Raw genomic sequence first — 19,652 nt, forward strand, 5'->3', positions numbered from 1 at the left:
CCTTCCTTGCGCCTGGCGCAAGGAAGGGGGCCTTCATGTACTGAGAGTCGCCTAGGTGAGCGGCCGGTCGGTCGGCGCGATCGGCGCGGGCAGCACGTCCCGCCCGGTGAGGAACGCGTCCACCCCGGCCGCGGCGGAGCGGCCTTCCGCGATCGCCCACACGATGAGCGACTGGCCGCGGCCCATGTCGCCCGCCACGAACACGTTGTCGACGCTGGTCTTGAAGGACTTGTCGCGGGCGACGTTGCCGCGCTGGTCCAGTTCGACGTCGAGCGACTCCAGCAGGCCTTCCCGCTCCGGGCCGACGAAGCCCATCGCGAGCAGCACCAGTTGCGCGGGCAGTTCGCGTTCGGTGCCTTCCACGGGGACGAACTTGCCGCCCTCGTTGCGCACCTCGACGAGCTTCAGCGCGCGCACGTGCCCATTGGCGTCGGCCAGGAACTCCTGGGTGTTGACCGAGTACAGCCGTTCGCCGCCCTCTTCGTGCGCGGACGAGACGCGGTAGATCATCGGGTACGTCGGCCACGGATGCGCGTCCGACCGCGAAAGCGGCGGCTTCGGCATGATCTCCAGCTGCGTCACCGACTTCGCGCCCTGGCGGTGCGAGGTCCCGACGCAGTCCGCGCCGGTGTCGCCGCCACCGATGACCACGACGTCGAGGCCCTCGGCGCTGATCGGCGAGACGTCCAGCTCACCGGCGGCGACCCGGTTGGCGTGCGGCAGGAATTCCATCGCCTGATGGATGCCGTCATGCTCGCGACCCGGGATCGGCAGGTCGCGCCACGCGGTCGCGCCGCCGGCGAGGACCACGGCGTCGTAGGACGACTTGAGTTCCTCGACGGTGAGGTCGACGCCGACGTTCACCGAGGTCCGGAACTCCGTGCCCTCGGCCCGCATCTGGTCGAGGCGCCGGTCGAGGCGGTGCTTCTCCATCTTGAATTCGGGGATGCCGTAGCGCAGCAGCCCGCCGATCTTGTCGGCCCGCTCGAAGACCACGACGCTGTGGCCCGCGCGCGTGAGCTGCTGCGCCGCGGCGAGTCCCGACGGGCCGGACCCGACCACGGCCACCTTCTTGCCCGTCTTGACGACCGGCATCTCCGGCGTGACCCAGCCTTCTTCGAAGGCCCGGTCGATGATCGAGATCTCGACCCGCTTGATGGTGACGGGATCGTCGTTGATCCCGAGCACACACGCCGTCTCGCACGGCGCCGGGCAGAGGGTCCCGGTGAACTCCGGGAAGTTGTTGGTCGCGTGCAGCCGCTCGGCCGCCTCGCGCCAATCGTCACGCCAGGTCAGCGTGTTCCACTCGGGGATGAGGTTCCCGAGCGGGCAGCCCTGGTGACAGAACGGGATACCGCAGTCCATGCAGCGTCCGGCCTGCTTCTGGAGCTTCGACGTCGCGAAGTCCTCGTACACCTCGCGCCAGTCCATCAGGCGCAGGTCGACGGGACGGCTCTTGGGCGTCTCGCGAGTGGTGGTCAGAAAGCCCTTGGGGTCAGCCATGTGCGGCCTCCATGATCGCCTCGTTCACGTCACGCCCGTCACGCTCGGCCTCAGCCTGCGCCGCGAGCACGCGCTTGTAGTCCTTCGGCATGACCTTGCCGAACCGGTCGACGGCGGCGTCCCAATCGGCGAGCAGCGCACGCGCGACCGCGGACTCCGTTTCGTCGTAATGCTTTTCGAGCGCCTCGCGCAGGAAGTCCACATCGGACGAATCCAGCGGGTCGACGTCGACCATCTCCGGGTTGATCCGGTGCGCGGGCAGGTCCAGCACGTAGGAGACGCCGCCCGACATGCCGGCCGCGAAGTTCCGGCCGACGCTGCCGAGCACGACGACGCGGCCACCGGTCATGTACTCGCAGCCGTGGTCGCCGACGCCTTCGACGACGGCCAGCGCGCCCGAGTTGCGCACGCAGAACCGCTCGCCGACCTTGCCGCGGATGAAGATCTCGCCGCTCGTGGCGCCGTAACCGATCACGTTGCCCGCGATGATGTGCTCTTCGGCGTTGTACCGCGCCACCTTCGGCGGCCGCACGATGAGCCGCCCACCGGAGAGACCCTTGCCGACGTAGTCGTTGCCGTCGCCGTAGAGCCGCAGTGTGATGCCCTTGGGCACGAACGCCCCGAACGACTGACCGGCGGTCCCGGTGAAGGTGACGTCGATCGTGTTGTCCGGCAGGCCTTCGCCACCCCATCGCTTGGTGAGCTCGTGGCCGAGCATGGTGCCGACCGTCCGGTTCACGTTGCGGACCGGCAGTTCCAGCCGCACCTTGTCGCCGGAGGACAGCGCGCCCTCGGCGAGCTGGATCAGCGTGTTGTCGAGCGCCTTCTCCAGCCCGTGGTCCTGCACCGTCTGCTGGTGCCGCAGCCCGGCCGGCGCCATGTCGGGCACGTGGAAGATCGGCGACAGGTCGAGCCCGGCGGCCTTCCAGTGATCGATCGCCTTGCGCTTGTCGAGCATCTCCGCGTGGCCGACGGCCTCGGCGATGGACCGGAAACCCAGCTCCGCCAGGTATTCCCGGACCTCCTGGGCGATGAACTCGAAGAAGTTCACCACGTACTCCGCCTTGCCGCTGAACTTCTCGCGCAGCTTGGGGTTCTGCGTCGCGACGCCGACCGGGCAGGTGTCGAGGTGACACACCCGCATCATGATGCAGCCGGACACCACCAGCGGCGCGGTCGCGAAACCGAACTCCTCGGCGCCGAGCAGCGCCGCGATGACGACGTCGCGGCCGGTCTTGAGCTGGCCGTCGGTCTGCACGACGATGCGGTCGCGCAACCGGTTGGCCAGCAGCGTCTGCTGCGTCTCGGCGAGCCCGAGTTCCCACGGGCCGCCCGCGTGCTTGATCGACGACAGCGGGGAAGCACCCGTGCCGCCGTCGTGGCCGGAGATGAGCACGACGTCCGCGTGCGCCTTGGAGACACCGGCCGCGACCGTGCCGACGCCGACCTCGGACACGAGCTTCACGTGGATCCGCGCGGCCGGGTTGGCGTTCTTGAGGTCGTGGATCAGCTGCGCGAGATCCTCGATCGAGTAGATGTCGTGGTGCGGCGGCGGCGAGATCAGCCCGACACCCGCCGTGGAGTGCCGCGTCTTCGCGATCCACGGGTACACCTTCGCGCCGGGCAGCTGGCCGCCCTCGCCGGGCTTCGCGCCCTGCGCCATCTTGATCTGGATGTCGTCGGCGTTGACCAGGTACTCGCTCGTGACACCGAACCGGCCGCTCGCGACCTGCTTGACCGCGCTGCGGCGCTCGGGGTCGTAGAGCCGGTCCGGATCCTCGCCGCCCTCACCGGTGTTCGACTTGCCGCCGAGCCGGTTCATCGCGATGGCCAGGGTTTCGTGCATCTCCGCCGAAATCGAGCCGTAGGAGATCGCGCCGGTGGCGAACCGCTTGACGATCTCGGAGACCGGCTCGACCTCCTCGATCGGCACGGCGGGCCGCTGCCCGATCTTGAAGTCGAACAGCCCGCGCAGCGTGTACAGCTTCTGCGCCTGGTCGTCGACGGCCTTCGTGTACTCCTTGAAGACCTCGTACTTCCCGGCACGGGTGGAATGCTGCAGCTTGAACACCGTCTGCGGGTTGAACAGATGCGGCTCGCCCTCGCGGCGCCACTGGTAGTCCGAGCCGGTCTCCAGCTCGCGGTGGTTCGCGCGGAACCCGTCGCGCGGGAACGCCCGGCGGTGCCGCTCGGCGACTTCCAGCGCGAGCGTGTCGAAGCCGACGCCGCCGAGCCGGGAAGTGGTGCCGGTGAAGCAGTTCTGGATGACCTCGTCGCCGAGCCCGACCGCCTCGAAGATCTGCGCGCCGGTGTAGGAGGCCACTGTGGACACTCCCATTTTCGACATCGTCTTGCGGACACCCTTGCCCAGCGCCTTGATCAGGTTCGCGGTCGCCTGCTTCGCGGTGACGCCGGGGATCAGGCCCTGGTCGGCCATCTCCTCGACGGTCGCCATCGCCAGATACGGGTTCACCGCCGCGACGCCGTAGCCGATCAGCAGCGCGATGTGGTGCACCTCGCGCGCGTCGCCCGCCTCGACGATGAGGCCGACCTGCGTGCGGGTCTTCTCGCGCACCAGGTGGTGGTGCACCGCGCCGGTGAGCAGCAGCGACGGGATACCCGCGTGGTCCTCGTCGATACCGCGGTCGGAGAGCACGATCAGCCGCGCGCCCTCGGCGATGGCCGCGGACACCTCGGCACGGATCTCGTCGAGCCGCCGCACGAGCGCCTCGCCGCCGCCGTGGACATTGTAGGTGCCGTGCACGGTGACCGCCTGGAACTCCGGCAGATCGCCGTCGTCGTTGACGTGCACCAGCTTGGCGAACTCGTCGTTGTCCAGCACCGGGAACGGCAGCACGATCCGGCGGCACGACGACGCGTCGGCCGTCAGCAGGTTCGGCTGCGCGCCAAGCTGGGTGCCGAGCGCGGTGACCAGTTCCTCGCGGATCGCGTCCAGCGGCGGGTTGGTCACCTGGGCGAAGAGCTGGATGAAGTAGTCGAAGATCAGCCGCGGGCGGCTCGACAGCGACGCGAGGGGGGAGTCGTTGCCCATCGAGCCGATCGGTTCCGCGCCGGTGCGGGCCATCGGCTGGAGCAGGACGTCGAGTTCCTCTTCGGTGTAGCCGAAAGCCTGCTGACGGCGCACGAGCGCGGCGTGCGGCGGGATCTCGCGCTCACGCTCGGGAAGCCCGTCGAGCGGAAGCAGCCCGTCCTCGACCCATTCGTCGTACGGGTGCTCGGTGGCGAGCCGGTCCTTGATCTCCTCGTCCTCGACGATCCGGCCGGCGGCCGTGTCGACGAGGAACATGCGGCCGGGCTCCAACCGTCCTTTCCGGACGATCGTGGACTGCTCCAGCTCCAGCACGCCGACCTCGCTGGCGAGGACGACGAGGCCGTCTTCGGTGACCCAGTACCGGGCGGGGCGCAGGCCGTTGCGGTCGAGCACCGCGCCGATCTGGGTGCCGTCGGTGAACGAGACCAGCGCCGGGCCGTCCCACGGCTCCATCAGCGTCGAGTGGAACTCGTAGAACGCGCGGCGCGCGGGATCCATCTCCTGATGGTTCTCCCAGGCCTCCGGGATCATCATCAGCACGGCGTGCGGCAGCGGCCGCCCGCCGAGGTGGAGCAGCTCCAGCACCTCGTCGAAGGACGCCGAGTCGCTCGCGCCGCGGGTGATGATCGGGTAGATCCGCTTGAGGTCACCCGGGATCAGGTCGGATTCGAGCAGCGCTTCACGCGCGTCCATCCAGTTCCGGTTGCCGCGCAGGGTGTTGATCTCGCCGTTGTGGGCGACGTACCGGTACGGGTGCGCCAGCGGCCACGACGGGAAGGTGTTGGTGGAGAAGCGGGAGTGCACCAGGCCGATGGCGCTGGTGACGCGCTCGTCGGTGAGGTCGGCGAAGAACTTCTCGACCTGCGGCTCGGTGAGCATTCCTTTGTAGACGATCGTGCGCGAGGACAGGCTCGGGAAGTAGACGTCGTCCTCGACGAGCGCGTGCTCGGCGCGTTTGCGCACGACGAAGGCGGCGCGTTCCAGCGCCAGGCCCTCCAGCGCGTCGTTCCCCGCCAGGAACAGCTGGCTGAAGTACGGCATGGTCTCGGCCGCGCCGGTGCCGACGTGTTCGGTGTGGACGGGAAGGTCACGCCAGCCGAGTACGCGCATGCCCTCTTCGGCGGCGACGCGCTCGATGGTCGTCATCGCCCGGCCGCGGGCGTTTTCGTCCTGCGGAAGGAAAGCCGTGCCGACGGCGTACGCGCCGGGCTCGGGAAGTTCGAACCCGACGACCTCGCGATAGAACTCGTCGGGGACCTGGATGAGGATCCCGGCGCCGTCGCCGGTCTCCGGGTCGGCGCCGCGGGCCCCGCGATGTTCCAGGTTCCGCAGCGCGATCAGCGCTTTGGCGACGATGCCGTGATCGCGTTTACCGGAGAGGTCTGCGACGAACGCGACACCGCAGGCGTCGTGCTCGAACTCCGGGTCGTACAGGCCTTCGGGGGCCTTGCTGCCCTTGTAGCTGGCATGGTGGGTCACGGCTGGCCGCCTCCCAAGGCGTCGGCGCGACCGGTACCACTCCGTTCGGGTGGTTCGTGCGTGAACCAGTTAACGGAGTGGTCCGGGACCGCGATGGTCAGTCGAGAGGGAACGATCCCGCCCGCGGAAACGGGGGCAGGCCTCGTAGAGCCGCACTGCACTGGGCGGCCGATGCGCATATCGGTACTGCTGTGCACGTGGGTGCCGTCTGGCCACTGTGGTGGGCGGCTGACGGGTACACGTGTTACTCCCGGGTTCGCCGGTCTTATGACGATAGTGTGAAATCGCTGTTATCGACATACGTCGCTTGGTCGGGGTGGGAAATGCCACGCGGGCGTTGACTTCAAACATCATCTGCCCACTGACTGGAATGAGACGTCCACTGAGTGGGGCACCAGTCCGCTGACCTGCATAAACGATCGCTCACCTGGTCCGAAAGTGTGATCTGGGTCGCGCGGAAGAGTGGGTTTCGCCGGTGTTGCGGTGACCACGGGTGACCGTCGAATCGCCCGAACGGCAGAGTGCCCTGGCCGGTTTGAGAGGCTTGGCCGATGGCGGATCGTTATCTCACCGTGGCGGGCACCGGGGTCCACGAGATCGAAATCCGGCGCTCGCGCTTCCTCTGCGCGCTCGCCCCGGCCACCTCGGAAGAGGCCGCCCGCTCGCTGATCTCGGGCCGTCGGAAGGCCGAACCGGCGGCCCGGCATCACTGTCACGCGTTCGTGCTGGGCGCCGACGGCCGCACCCAGCGCTCCAGTGACGACGGGGAGCCCGCGGGTACGGCGGGCACCCCGATGCTCGAGGTGCTCCGCCGCCGGGAGCTGACCGACACGGTCGCGGTGGTGACCCGGTACTTCGGCGGGGTGCTGCTCGGGGCCGGCGGCCTGATCCGCGCGTACGGGCAGGCCGTCTCGGAGGCCGTCGACGTCCTCGGCGTCCGGGAGTACCGGCGGCTGCGGCTGGTGGAGGTCGTCGTCGACTACGACCGGGCCGGGCGGCTGGAGAACGACATCCGCGCGTCGCCCTACCTCCTGCACGCGACCCGCTTCGAGGACGTCGCGCACTTCGACGTCGGGCTCGCGCCGGACCAGGGCCCCGCGTTCCACGCCTGGCTCGCCGACCTCACCGGCGGGGAGGCCCTCGCCGAAGAAATCGGCGAAACCTGGCTCCCCACTCCGTGATCGGACGCGCCACTCGCGTGATCAGAGCCGTAACTCACGTGATTGAAGGCGTAACTCGCCTGATCACGTGAGTTACGCCTTCAATCACGCGAGTTACGCGTCCGATCACGTGAGTTACGGGTCCGCCACTCCTCCAGGGTGATGGCGTACTCGACCTCGCCCTCCTCCGTGCCGGGGATCGGGTTGTCGAAGTGCTCGTGATAGGTCCGGACGTGCCGCATCCCGATCTTCTCCATGACTCGCCGGGACCCGAGGTTCACCGCCATGGTCGACGCCCAGATCCGCCGGGCCCCGAATTCGGTGAACCCCTTCTCCAGGATCGCCAGCGAACCCTCGGTCGCATACCCCTTGCCCCAGGAAGACCGGTTCAGCCGATAGCCCAGCTCGGGGTCATCCGTTCGGTGATCGCGCAACGGGCGGAAATGGAACCAGCCCAGGAAATCCCCGCTCGATTTCTCGATCGCCGCCCAGAACCCGTAACCGGGGAAACGCTCATAGTAACCGAGAAAGGCGGGAAGGTCGTGGTTTTCGATCTCCGTCCGGTCGGCGGGTTCGCCCCCATTGAGGTAACGCATGACTTCGGGGTCGTCGTAGAGCGCGAACAGGTGGTCGACGTCGGCGTCGGTGAACTGTCGCAGCAGGAGCCGCTCGGTCTCCAGAAAGACACGCATCGGCAAAGCGTGGCGACGGCGAGCCCGCTCGGCAACCCGTTTTACGCGGCCTCTCCAGGGCCGGCGAGGTCGTCCAGCGCCGCCGCCCCGGCCTCGGTGAGCAGGGCGGGAACGCGCTCGCCCCACCGGCCGTCCCTGGCGGGCGCCACCAGGCCCAGATGGGCGAGGCGATGCGCGGTGTGCTGGTCGCAGCAGGCGAGGCCGTCGACGAACAGGTCCGGCTCGCGGCTGCAGCTGATCTCGGCGTGGCCATCGGCCACGGCTCTCAGGGTGGCCCGCTCACGATGGTTCAGGTCCGTCCGAAGGTCCATGGCGTGCCTCCTTTCCGTCCCGCACTGACCAGTGAAACCCATACCCCCGACATTTTCCGTCTCCTTGGCTGCGAAGTCCGGGATTTCGGGCGGACCGAAGGGCGGCGAGTCGTCCACTAAGGGGTATCACCGGGTATTCGCGGCGGAAGCGGTTCCAGTTCGGTCTTGCGCAGATGCCGGAAAATGATCGAACTGCGGAATCCGATGATCTCCTTGCGCTTCGCCAAACGATCCACGAGGAATGCGTGGAGCTGATCGACGTCCTGCGCGGCGACATGGATCAGGAAATCGTCGCTGCCGGCGGTGACGAAGACCGAAAGGACTTCCGGCAATTCCGCGACCGAACGCTGGAAGGAATCGATCACCTCACGGCTCAAGGGCCGCACCTGCGCCGAGACCATCGCCTGGACGCCGCGGTTGAGGCTGCGCAGGTCGATGTCGGCGTGATACCCGCGGATGACGCCGCGCTCCCGCAGCAGCCGGGTCCGTTCCAGGCAGGTCGACGGCGCGACGCCGACCTTGCGGGCGATGTCCCGGTTCGACTGCCGCGCATCCGCCTGGAGTTCCCGGATGATCGCCGAATCAAGTTCGTCCACGTCCACTCCTTCGCCAGGTCTGCCGAATATCGTTCGGCAGACCGTCTATGACCTTGCGCATCAGCCTAACTTCAGCGCACTTAGTCGACTGAATGCGTGGGAGGAAGCGAGATGTCCGTACAGGAGTTGGTCGTTCGGAGGGGCCGCCGGTCCGGGGTGACCACGATGGTGGCCGTGCATTCGAGCAAGCTCGGCCCGGCCGTCGGCGGCTGCCGGTTGAAGGTCTATCCGCGGGTCCAGGACGCGATCGACGACGTCCTGCGCCTGTCCGCGGCCATGACGCGCAAATGCGCGGTCGCGGGCCTGGACTTCGGTGGCGGCAAGAGTGTCATCGCCCTCGACGCCGTGCCGACCGCCGAGCAGCGGCGCGAGATCCTGCTCGACCACGCCGACCTCATCGCGTCACTCGACGGCGCGTATCTCGCCGGACCGGACGTCGGAACCGGCCCGGACGACATGCTCGTGCTGCACGAGCGGACCCCGCACGTGTTCTGCCTTCCCGAGGAGCACGGCGGGACCGGTTCGTCGAGCGGACCGACCGCCGTCGGCGTGCTCGCCGCGCTGCGAGCGGGCTCGCGTGCCGTCTTCGGTGACGACGAGATGCACGGCCGCAAGGTGGTCATCAGCGGATACGGCTCGGTCGGCGCCCACCTGGCCGCCGGGCTCGCCGGGCAGGGCGCGGATGTCGTCGTATCCGATGTGGACGGACGGCGCCTCGCCGACGCCGAGAAGCAGGGCCTGAGTGTCGTCCCGCCGGAGCAGGCGCTCGGCATCGAGGCCGACGTCCTGATCCCGGCGGCCGTCGGCGGGGTCTTCGGCCCGGAAACCGAGGTCGCCGCGCCGCTGGTCGTCGGCCCGGCCAACAACCAGCTCACCGACGACACGGTGGCGGCGAACCTCGCCGCCAAGGGAATCCTGTGGATCCCGGATTTCGTCGCGAGCGCCGGGGGAGTGGTCTACACACTCGGCAGGGAAGCCCAAAACCTCACGCACGAACAGGCGATCGCCCGCGTCGAAACCCTGGAGGAGACCACGCGAAGGATTCTCGACGCCGCTTCGGCCAACGGCAGCACACCGTTGGCCGAAGCGGACGCGCTCGCCGAAGCGAGACTCACTTCTGGTGCGGAGCCACGTACTCCTTCGCCTCGGGAGCCTCGAACAGCGGCTTGACGTAGCGGACCCCGCCCTCGGCCGACGCGTCCGGTGTCGCCGCGTACACCTGACGTGTCGCCGGGGTGCCCGCCTTCGAGAAGTCCAGCGCCGCCACCAGGTCACCCGTACTCGCCGACGTCGTCTGCTTCAGCGCCGTGGCGATGCCCTCCCGGGTGAGGTCCTTGTTCTCGCAGGCCTTCTTGAGCACCGTGCCCCAGACCTCGCCGACCGCGTAACCGTAGGGGATCCCGCCGTTCGGGGTCTCCTTGTACGCCGCCTTGTACTTCGTCGCGACGTCCTTGGCCTTGGGGATGTCGGCGGAGAACGGCACACTGCTGGCGACGATCGTCAGCTTGTCCAGCGCGTTCGCCGCCGGGCTCTTCAGCAGCACAGGGTCGAAGGTCGGGTTGTTGCCGAGCACGGGGACGTTCAGCCCGAGCGCCTTGTTCGCCGCGAGGGCGGAACCGGTCTGCGCCGGCGTGGTGGTCAGGACGATGGCCTTGACGCCGTCACCCTTGAGCCCGGTGACGATATTGGTGAGGTCGTTGTCCGTGGAGGTCACCTTGACCTCCTTGACCGTCAGATTGTGCTTCTTCGCATAGAACTGCGAGCCGCGCAGGCCGTTCTTGCCGTACTCGCCGTCGATGTAGACGTGCCCGATCGTGTCGCCGTCCTTCACCAGGCCCTGTTCCTGGAAGTACGACAGCCCGTCGATGATCTCCAGGTCGTACGTGGTCCCGACGATCATCACGTACTGGTTGTCGAGCAGTTCCGAAGACCACGACGCGGGCGCGGCGACGGTCTTGTCCGACGCGATGTTCTGTTTCAGCGCGGCCACCACGGGCGAGCCGAGCAGCTGCACGAAGCCGAGGACCTTCGGCTCGATCTGCGGATACAACGTCTTCGCCGTGTCCGCCTTGTAGCCGTGGTCGACGGTCTCCAGTTTGACCTGACGGCCGCAGGCCCCGCCCGCGGCGTTGAAGTCCTTGGCCCACAACTCGTTCCCCTGCGTGATGCCGAGCCCGAGGTTCTTGAACACCCCGGTCTTGTCGGTCATCACGCCGAGGGTGATCTCCGACGCCGTCACTCCTTTGTCGGTCTTGACGCCCGAACCGTCCGCCCCCGAGGACCCCGAGTCGCCCGCCTTCGTGCTGCACGCCGAGAGGGCGAGGACCGCCGCCAGCGCGACGGCCGGATATGTGCGCTTCATTTGTCTTGCTCCTCCGGGAGATGAGGTTTCCTTGCTGACGTGATCCGGCGGCCGATCGCGGCGAGCCCGCCCGGTTCGAAGAGCACCACGAGGATGATCGCGGCGCCGTAGACGAACGAACTGACCAGGATCGGGGTCAGTGCGCCGTCGCCGGTTCCGGAGAACCAGCCGAGATCGGCGGAGTACAGCGAAAGCACCTGCGGCAGCCCGTTGACGATCAGCGCGCCCACCAGCGCGCCGGGCACCGAGCCGAGTCCCCCGATGATCACCATGGCCAGGAAGGCGATGGAGATGTTGATGCCGTACGTGCCGAATTCACTCTCGTCGGGTTTGAGGATGTCGAACCACAGCACGGTCATCGCGCCCGCGAGCCCCGCGTACGCCGAGGAGACGGCGAACGCGCCGGCCTTGGCGCGCGTGACGCTGACGCCCATCACGGACGCGGCGGCCTCGTTGTCCCGCACCGCGCGCCACGACCGGCCGACCCGGCCGCGCACCGCCGCCTTGGCGACCACGAACGCGAGCACGGTCAGCAGCAGGAACAGGTACCAGAGCCGTTCCGCCTGCCGGATCGGCACGCCCATCAGCTCGATTTCGGGGCCGTCGTTGGTGAACGGGAAACCGAACAGCGAGAACGGTTCGGGGCTGCGCCCGGTCGACGTCCCACCGGTCAGGGTCTCGGCCGACTGTCCGAAGTAGAGCCCGAGGAACACCAGCGAAAGTGACGCGACACCGAGGTAGATCCCGCGCAGCCGTCCGGAAACCGGCGCGAACGCCAGCCCCAGCAGCGCGGCGATGACCACCGCGCCGACCAGCGAGAGACCGGGGTCGAGGCCGAGCCCGAACACGCGCTCGTCGTCGACCGGTCCGGAAAGGACGGTGTACCCGGTCGCGCCCGCCAGCAGGAAGAACGCGTGTGCCAGGGACAACTGCCCGGCCTGCCCGACCAGCATCGTCAGCCCGATCGCGCCGACCCCGCCGATCATCATGTACTGCCCGGCCTTCAGCCAGGCGGCGTCGAGGTACAACGGGATCGCGAGCAGGACGACCAGCAGCGCGATCCAGGCCACCGTCTTGATCAGCCGTCCCCGGACGCGTTTCGCGGGCGGTGTCGGCGGGGCGGCGGGTGGGGCTTTCACGGCGGTGTCAGACACGTGTGCTCTCCCTCGTCCCGAACAACCCCGACGGCCGCACCACCAGGACCACGAGCATCACCAGGAAGACCGCGCTCTTGGAGAAGTCGAACGACACGTACTGCGCCGAAAGCGCCTCGACCAGCCCGACGACCAGGCCGCCCACCACCGCGCCCGCCGTCGAGTCCAGCCCGCCGAGGATGGCCGCGGGGAACGCCGCGAGCGCGATGGAGTGCGTGCCGCGGGACAGTCCCGCGCCGGAGAAGTCCTGCGTGGCGATGAAGAGCACCGCGACCCCGGCGAGCACACCGGCGACCACCCACGCCGTCGCCGTCACCCGGGAACTGCGGATTCCCATCAGCGCGGCGGCTTCGCGGTTCTCGGCCTGCGCCCGCATCGCGACGCCCCAGTTGGAGTACTTGAACGCCAAGGTGAACGCGGTGATCAGCACGGCGGCGACGAGCAGCGCCACCAGATGAGTGCGGAACAGGGTGATGCCGCCGATCTGGAACGGCTGCGCGTCCCAGGCGTCGCCGAGGAACGGCAGCGTGACGCCAAGACGCCGCACGATCTCCTCGGTGATGATCACGTCGACGCCGATCGTCAGCAACGCCAGGCTGTTCGCGTCCGCGTGCTTCGAACGGGACAGCAGGAACCGTTCCAGCAGGAGCGCGAGCAGACCGGCCGACAGGATGCCGACCAGTGAGGCGCCCGCCCAGCCGAGCGATTCGCGCGTCACGACGACCAGGTAGCCGCCGAAGAGCGCGAGCGAGCCGTGCGCGAAGTTGACCACTTCGGTGGCCTTGAAGATGATCACGAAACCCAGCGCCAGCAACGCGAACACCGCGCCCTTGCCGAGTCCGTTGACCACGAGTTGCAGGAAAGTGTTCACGCCGTGGCCTCCGTGCCGAGATATGCCCTGATCACGTCCGGATCCGTCTGGACCTCGGCCGGTGTGCCGTCGGCGATCCGCCTGCCGAAGTCCAGGACGGTGACCCGGTCCGCGATGCCCATCACCAGTCCCATGTCGTGTTCCACCAGCAGGATCGAGATGCCGAGCTCGTCGCGGACGTCGCGGATCGTCCCGGCCAGCTCGGCGGTCTCGGTCGCGTTCATGCCCGCCGCGGGCTCGTCGAGCAGCAGCAGGACCGGTTCGACGGCGAGCGCGCGGGCGAGGTCGACGCGTTTCACCGCGCCGTAGGGCAGCGCGCCGACCGGGAGATCCACCAGCGCGCCGATCCCGAGGAAGTCGCAGATCTCCCGCACCCGCGCGGAATGCCGTCGTTCGGCGCGGACCGTCCACGGCAGCCGGAGCCCGCAGGCGAGGAAGCCGCCCTTGGTCAGCGCGTGCCGTCCGAGCATGACGTTGTCGAGTACGGTCGAGCCGGGGGAGAGGGCGGCGTTCTGGAACGACCGGCCGACGCCGAGTCCGGCCAGCCGGTGCGGCGGGAGTCCGGAAAGGACGGCGTCGCCGAGGCGGACGCTGCCGGTGTTCGCTCGGTAGAGCCCGCTGATCACGTTGAAACAGCTGGACTTTCCGGCGCCGTTCGGCCCGATGAGCGCGTGCAGCGAACCGGAACCGACGGTGAAGGAGACGTCGTCGAGCGCCCTGATCCCGCCGAAGCGCAGGGTCACGTTCTCGACGTGCAGTTCGGGCGGCGTCATCCGGCCCACCTCGACAGGCTCCGGCCCGCGAGCTGCTTGCGGGCGTCGGCGGCTTCGGCCTCGGCGGTGGCCTGCGATTCGGCGTGGCCGCCGAGGTAGAGCCGCTGGACCTCCTCGCTCGCCGCGAGTTCGGCCGTCGTTCCGGCGAGCGCGACCCTGCCCACCTCCAGGACGATCGCGTGATCGGCGACGCGCAACGCCATCACGGCGTTCTGCTCGACCAGCACCACGGCGGTGCCCTGGTCGTGGATCTCGCGGATGATGTCGCCGATCTGCTCGACGATCTTCGGCGCGAGACCGAGCGAAGGTTCGTCGAGCAGGAGGAGCCGCGGGCCGGACATCAGCGCGCGGCCGATCGCGAGCATCTGCTGTTCGCCGCCGGAGAGCAGGCCCGCTCGCTGTTTGGCCCGTTCGGACAGGACCGGGAAGAGCTCGTCGACGCGTTTGCGCGCGGCGGCGCGCTGTTCGGGGGAGCGGGCGCCGATCCCGCCCGCGCGCAGGTTCTCCTCGACCGTCATCCGCGCGAAGACCTGGCGGCCCTCGGGGACGCCGACCACGCCGAGACCGACGATGCGGGCGGGGTCCAGTTTGGTCAGGGGTTTGCCGTCGTACCGCACCTCGCCGGCGGAAACCGAGCCGCGGTGCATACGCAGCGTGCCGGACACGGTGCGGAGCAGCGTCGACTTCCCGGCACCGTTGCTGCCGAGGACGGCCAGTACTCCATCAGGTGAAACGTCGAGGTCGACCCCGTGCAGCGCGGCCACCGATCGGCCGTACCGCACTTGAAGATCACGGACACTCAGCAAGCCGCCTCCTCCATCCGTGTGACCCGAGTCACGATCGGTGGCGGTCATCCTGCGTGGGCACCCTCCGCCGCGTTACCCCCACCTGGAGACCCACACGGCTACAAAACGGACACAGCGCGTTTAGTCCTCTGGATGTGGTACTTGCACACGCAACTACCGCATTCAGAGGACTAAACGCGTCAGAGGAGGCCGGCTTCGGAGGCTTTACCGATGGCCTCGACACGGTTCCGGGCGCCGAGTTTGTGCAGCGCCGACTGCAAATACGTCTTCACCGTGTTCCGCGCCAGGCCGGTCGACTCCGCGATCTCCGGATTCGTCTGCCCCTGTGCCGCGAGTCGTAAAACCTCGTACTCGCGCCGCGTCAGGCCACTGCGGGCCAGTGCGTCGGAGCGCTGGCCATCGTCGGGGAAGATGCGCGGATCTACGACGCGTTCACCCTTGAGCACCTGCCGAAGCGCCGCCACGAGATCCGTCCCGGCGACGTCCTTGAGCAGACAGCCGTGCGCCCCGGAATCCAGCGCGGCCCGGACGCCCTGATGGTCGCCGTGCGCGGTGAACACCACGATCCGCCCGGCCGGGTGCACGCGCCGGAGTTCGGCGATGACCTCGGGCGCGAGCATGTCCGGCAGCCGCAGGTCCAGCAGGATCAGTGCCGGTTTCAGCTCGCCCGCACGCCGGATGGCGGACCGGCCGGTCTCGGCCGAGCCGACCACGGTCATCGCCGGGTCGTAGCGCAGCAGCAGGCTCACCCCGTCGCGGACCACCGGATGGTCGTCCACGACGAGGACCGTCACCGGCGACGGCACGGTTCCGGCACCCAGGCGCGCAGCGTGCACCCGTCGTCCTCGTCGCGGACCAGGCTGACCCGGCCGCCGAGCCGCGCGGCGCGTTCGGCCAGCGCGCGCAGGCCCATCCCGGTCCCGGGCGCGGGTTGCTCCGTGTCTTCGGAGCGGTGCCCGGTCCCGTCGTCGGCGACGACCACCTGCACGCCGTCGTCGCTGGGCAGCAGGCTGACCACCACCGACAGCGCGTCCGCGTGTTTCTCCACGTTGAGCAGGCCCTCCCGGACGGCCGCCACCAGCAGACCGGTGCGTTCGGCGTCCAGCCGCGGCACCGGGGCGAGCTGGACGAACCGCGCCGGGACGCCGCAGCGGGCCTGGAACGAGCGGCAGTGCTCGGCCAGTTCCACCGGCAACGCGCGTTCCGGGCTCGACTCCGACAACGCCAGCAGTGACTCGCGCAGTGCCCTCGACGCGGCCGAAACGTCGCCTTCCAGCCGCCGCAGCCGCGATTCGAGCGCCGGGTTGTCGCTGATGTCCTCGTGCAGGTTCCGGACCTGGACGCCGATGGAGAACAGCAGCGCGCCGACCGAATCGTGCAGCGCGCTCTGCATCCGCAGCCGCTCGGCGGACAGCGCGGTCTCACGGTCCGACTCGGCGACCGACGCCAGTTTCAGCGCGCGGCCGGCCTCGCTGGCGATGTCTTCCAGGGACTGGACCGCGTCGTCGCCGAAGTCGCGGCGCTCGCGCATGGCGGCGTACGCGATGGCGACGGTCTCGGTCCCGCTGACGATCGGGACGGCGATCATCGCGGCGAGGCCCTCGCCGCGCACTTGCGCGTCGAACTGGTGGGTGATACTCGGCGAGCTGACGTAGTCGTTGACCTTCACCGGCCTGCCCAGCGCCAGCACGCGGCCGCCGATGCCCTGGCCGATGGGCACGGTGAGATCCTGCAGCGCGTCCGTGCGGTTGCCCGACATCCAGCGGATCACCGCCTGTTCGGGCCCGGTCAGCTCGGCGACGAAACCGGAATGCGTGCCGATCGACTCGCGGATCAGGCGCGCGGTGCCGTTGAGCGCCGCGACCCGGTCGAGGGTGGCCAGCAGCTCTTCGCGCTCGCGAAGAAGCCCGCCGAGCACCGCGCTGTGCTCGGCGGCGAGGTCTTCAGCGGCGTGCCGTCTCGCCGTCACGCGCTCACGATCGCACATCCGACGTGGTTTCCGACACACCCGTCCGGAGAGGTTCGCCGATGCGTTCTCGCCCGCGGTTGTCTTGAATGGACCCGTGGAGATCCTGGCCGACGCCGCGACACTGGCGCTGTACACGACCGACGCCTCCAACTACCGGCACGTGCCGAAGGGGGTGGCGCTGCCGAGGAGCGTCGACGAGGTGATCGCGGCCGTCGCCGCCTGCCGGGAGGCCGGGCTGCCGGTGATCGCCCGCGGCGGCGGCACCAGCGTCGCCGGCAACTCGTGCGGACCGGGCGTCGTGATCGACACGTCACGTCACTTCGGCGGCGTCCTCGACCTAGACCCGGCGGCACGCACGGCGAGGGTCGCCCCCGGAACCGTCCTCGACGACCTCCAGCGGCTCGCCGCGCCGCACGGCCTCCGGTTCGGCCCCGACCCGTCGACGCATTCGCGCTGCACGATCGGCGGGATGATCGGCAACAATGCCTGCGGCTCGCATTCGGTGGCCTGGGGCCGCACGGTCGACGTCGTCCGGGAGCTGGACGTGCTGCTCTACGACGGCGCCCGGCTCACCGTCGGGCCGACCTCGCCGTCCGAAGTGGACGCGCGGGCGGCCAAGCCCGGCACGGAAGGCCGGGTCTTCTCGGAGCTGCGCGCGCTCGTCCACGACAACCTGGCGTTACTGCGGACCGAGCTGTCCTCGTTCAGCAGGCGGGTCTCCGGCTACGGGCTGGAGCACCTGTTGCCGGAGAACGGTTTCGACGTCGCCAAGGCGCTGGTCGGCAGCGAGGGCACCTGCGTCACCGTGCTGGAGGCGACGGTGTCCCTCGCCGAGGTGCCGCGACGCAAGGTGCTCGCGGTGCTCGGCTTCGAGTCCGACATCGCCGCGGCCGACGCGGTCCCGGCGATCCTGCCGTGGTCACCGCTGACCGTCGAGGGCGTCGACGCGGACCTCGTCGCGCTACTGGAGCCGGGCCGCGCCGACGGGCTTCCGCCGGGCGGCGCCTGGCTGTTCGTCGAGATGGCCGATCCGGACAAGGCGCGCGGGCTGATCGACAGGCTCCGCGGCGCGCTGACCGGCTCCGCGCTGCTGGACGACGCGGCCGCGCAGAAGCGGCTGTGGCGGATCCGGGAGGAGGGCGCCGGTCTCGCGACCCGGCTGGCCGGAGGTGAGGAGGCCTGGCCGGGCTGGGAGGACGCGGCCGTCCCGCCCGAGCGCTTGGGCGCCTACCTGCGGGAATTCAAGCAGCTCATGCGCCGGCACGGCCGCAAGAGCGTCGTCTACGGCCACTACGGTGAGGGCTGCCTGCACCTCCGGCTGGACTTCGATCTGCTGTCGCCGCGAGGGATCGCCGGGTTCCGGTCGTTCCTCGAAGAGGCGGCGGACCTGGTCGCCGCGCACGGCGGCTCGCTGTCCGGGGAACACGGCGACGGGCAGGCCCGCTCGGAACTGCTGACCCGTATGTACAGCCCCGAAATCCTCGCGCTTTTCGCGCGGTTCAAGGGGATCTTCGATCCGGCGGGCATGATGAACCCCGGCATCCTGGTGAACCCCCGGCCGGTCGACGCCGATCTCCGCGTCCGGCGCGCGCCGCTGGAACTGGAAGACGTCACCGCGCTCGCGTACCCGGAGGACCGGGGGAGTTTCGGGCAGGCGATGCGGCGCTGCGTCGGCGTCGGGAAATGCCGCAACACCACCGGAGCGGGCGTGATGTGCCCGAGTTACCGCGCCACGCGCGAAGAGAAGCATTCCACGCGGGGCCGCGCGCATCTACTCGCCGAAATGGTCAACGGTGAACTGATCACCGACGGCTGGCGCTCGGAAGAAGTCGCCGAGGCGCTGGATCTCTGCCTGTCGTGCAAGGGATGCCTGTCCGATTGCCCGGTCGACGTCGACATGGCGACGTACAAGGCGGAATTCCTGCACCAGCATCACAAGGGACGGCTGCGCCCGGCGTCGCACTACTCGATGGGCTGGTTGCCGTTGTGGCTGCGCGCGGCGTCGATGGCGCCCCGGCTGGCGAACACGATGTCGCGCCGGTTTTCCGGGCTGCTGAAGAAGTTCGGCGGGATCGCGCCGGAACGGGACTTGCCGACTTTCGCCACGGCGCCGTTCACGCGTCGCCGCGCCGATCTGAAACGCTGGGCTACCGGCTCCCGGCCCGTGGTGCTCTGGCCCGATTCCTTCAACAACTACCTCACCCCGGATGTCCTCGACGCCGCGGCCGAGGTGCTCACCGCCGCGGGCTACGACGTCGTCCTGCCCGATCGCGGCGTCTGCTGTGGGCTGACGCTGGTGTCCACCGGACAGCTGGACGCGGCGAAGAAAGTGTTGCGCCGCACGCTTTCCGTACTCGAACCGTATCTGCGGTCCGGCTACTTGGTGGCCGGTCTGGAGCCGAGTTGCACGGCGCTGTTCCGCGGCGACCTGCCGGCGCTCCTGCCCGGCGACCCGGTCGCGGAACTGCTCGCCGAACGGACCAGGACCTTCGCCGAACTCGTCGAGGACTCATCGCTCGAATTCCGGTCACTGGACGTCGAAGCGCTCAGCCAGGTGCACTGCCATCAGCACGCCGTGCTCGGCTTCGACGCCGACGAGGCCGCGATGCGCGCCGCGGGTGTCCACAATTCCACAATGGACTCGGGCTGCTGTGGACTGGCGGGGAACTTCGGCTTCGAACGCGGGCACTACGACGTTTCCGTCGCCTGCGCCGAAGACCGCATGCTGCCCGCGATCCGTGCCGCGGCCGAGGGCACCGAAGTGGTCGCGGACGGCTTCAGCTGCCGGACGCAGATCGAGCAACTCGACGGGCGGCGGGCCGTGCACCTGGCCGAGCTGCTGCGGCGCGCGCTGCCTTAGACGCTCACCTGCCCGGTGGCGGCACTTGAGGCGTTGCGAAAGCCACTTTCGCAACCTTCAACGT

Annotated in this window: 15 protein-coding genes; 3 read left to right on the plus strand and 12 right to left on the minus strand. The window is 69.2% G+C overall.

The features are described 5' to 3' along the window. Positions 1-51: 51 nt before the first annotated feature. On the minus strand, positions 52-1,503 hold the full coding sequence (locus ACFVM3_RS38830) for a glutamate synthase subunit beta (protein WP_378444817.1): 1,452 nt from the start codon (positions 1,501-1,503) through the stop codon (positions 52-54). After that, on the minus strand, positions 1,496-6,034 hold the full coding sequence (gene gltB, locus ACFVM3_RS38835) for a glutamate synthase large subunit (protein ID WP_378444818.1): 4,539 nt from the start codon (positions 6,032-6,034) through the stop codon (positions 1,496-1,498). Before gltB ends, ACFVM3_RS38830 begins: the two co-directional genes overlap by 8 nt. Before the next feature lie 551 nt (positions 6,035-6,585). On the opposite strand from gltB, the gene ACFVM3_RS38840 reads away from it, so the two are divergent. Next, complete coding sequence (locus ACFVM3_RS38840; protein ID WP_378444819.1) at positions 6,586-7,215, plus strand: YigZ family protein; 630 nt, start codon at positions 6,586-6,588, stop codon at positions 7,213-7,215. Positions 7,216-7,295: 80 nt separating this feature from the next. Here the strand turns inward: ACFVM3_RS38840 and ACFVM3_RS38845 are convergent, their stop codons facing one another. The 3 genes from ACFVM3_RS38845 to ACFVM3_RS38855 form a co-directional block, all read right to left on the minus strand. Continuing rightward, positions 7,296-7,886 (minus strand): GNAT family N-acetyltransferase, encoded by a 591-nt coding sequence (locus tag ACFVM3_RS38845; RefSeq protein ID WP_378444820.1) that lies wholly within the window; start codon positions 7,884-7,886, stop codon positions 7,296-7,298. 41 nt (positions 7,887-7,927) lie between these two features. After that, complete coding sequence (locus ACFVM3_RS38850) at positions 7,928-8,197, minus strand: hypothetical protein (protein WP_378444821.1); 270 nt, start codon at positions 8,195-8,197, stop codon at positions 7,928-7,930. A gap of 116 nt (positions 8,198-8,313) precedes the next feature. After that, positions 8,314-8,793, minus strand: a complete 480-nt coding sequence (locus ACFVM3_RS38855) for an Lrp/AsnC family transcriptional regulator (protein ID WP_125681177.1) — start codon at positions 8,791-8,793, stop codon at positions 8,314-8,316. A 111-nt stretch (positions 8,794-8,904) separates the two neighbouring features. On the opposite strand from ACFVM3_RS38855, the gene ACFVM3_RS38860 reads away from it, so the two are divergent. Continuing rightward, complete coding sequence (locus ACFVM3_RS38860; RefSeq protein WP_378444822.1) at positions 8,905-9,963, plus strand: Glu/Leu/Phe/Val dehydrogenase dimerization domain-containing protein; 1,059 nt, start codon at positions 8,905-8,907, stop codon at positions 9,961-9,963. On the opposite strand, the gene ACFVM3_RS38865 is transcribed toward ACFVM3_RS38860, so the two are convergent. From ACFVM3_RS38865 to ACFVM3_RS38895, 7 genes are all read right to left on the minus strand, one after another. Then, positions 9,905-11,155: an ABC transporter substrate-binding protein gene (locus ACFVM3_RS38865; protein WP_378444823.1), complete on the minus strand. Its 1,251-nt coding sequence runs from the start codon at positions 11,153-11,155 to the stop codon at positions 9,905-9,907. The genes ACFVM3_RS38860 and ACFVM3_RS38865 overlap by 59 nt on opposite strands. Beyond that, a complete protein-coding gene (locus tag ACFVM3_RS38870) occupies positions 11,152-12,309 on the minus strand; it encodes a branched-chain amino acid ABC transporter permease (protein ID WP_378444824.1) in 1,158 nt (385 codons plus the stop codon). Before ACFVM3_RS38870 ends, ACFVM3_RS38865 begins: the two co-directional genes overlap by 4 nt. Continuing rightward, the gene (locus ACFVM3_RS38875; protein ID WP_378444825.1) at positions 12,302-13,180 is read right to left on the minus strand and encodes a branched-chain amino acid ABC transporter permease; all 879 of its coding nucleotides are present in this window, start codon (positions 13,178-13,180) and stop codon (positions 12,302-12,304) included. Before ACFVM3_RS38875 ends, ACFVM3_RS38870 begins: the two co-directional genes overlap by 8 nt. Continuing rightward, positions 13,177-13,953, minus strand: coding sequence for an ABC transporter ATP-binding protein (locus tag ACFVM3_RS38880; protein WP_378444826.1), 777 nt, complete (start codon positions 13,951-13,953; stop codon positions 13,177-13,179). The genes ACFVM3_RS38875 and ACFVM3_RS38880 overlap by 4 nt, the downstream gene beginning before the upstream one ends. After that, positions 13,950-14,759, minus strand: a complete 810-nt coding sequence (locus ACFVM3_RS38885) for an ABC transporter ATP-binding protein (RefSeq protein ID WP_126735439.1) — start codon at positions 14,757-14,759, stop codon at positions 13,950-13,952. Before ACFVM3_RS38885 ends, ACFVM3_RS38880 begins: the two co-directional genes overlap by 4 nt. A 179-nt stretch (positions 14,760-14,938) precedes the next feature. Continuing rightward, positions 14,939-15,595: a response regulator transcription factor gene (locus tag ACFVM3_RS38890; RefSeq protein ID WP_233621725.1), complete on the minus strand. Its 657-nt coding sequence runs from the start codon at positions 15,593-15,595 to the stop codon at positions 14,939-14,941. Then, a complete protein-coding gene (locus tag ACFVM3_RS38895) occupies positions 15,550-16,746 on the minus strand; it encodes a GAF domain-containing protein (protein ID WP_378444827.1) in 1,197 nt (398 codons plus the stop codon). The genes ACFVM3_RS38890 and ACFVM3_RS38895 overlap by 46 nt, the downstream gene beginning before the upstream one ends. Before the next feature lie 76 nt (positions 16,747-16,822). On the opposite strand from ACFVM3_RS38895, the gene ACFVM3_RS38900 reads away from it, so the two are divergent. Then, positions 16,823-19,588 (plus strand): FAD-binding and (Fe-S)-binding domain-containing protein, encoded by a 2,766-nt coding sequence (locus ACFVM3_RS38900; RefSeq protein WP_378444828.1) that lies wholly within the window; start codon positions 16,823-16,825, stop codon positions 19,586-19,588. Positions 19,589-19,652 lie beyond the last annotated feature (64 nt).

It is taken from the genome of Amycolatopsis sp. NPDC057786 (assembly GCF_042797905.1).
GTDB lineage: Bacteria > Actinomycetota > Actinomycetes > Mycobacteriales > Pseudonocardiaceae > Amycolatopsis.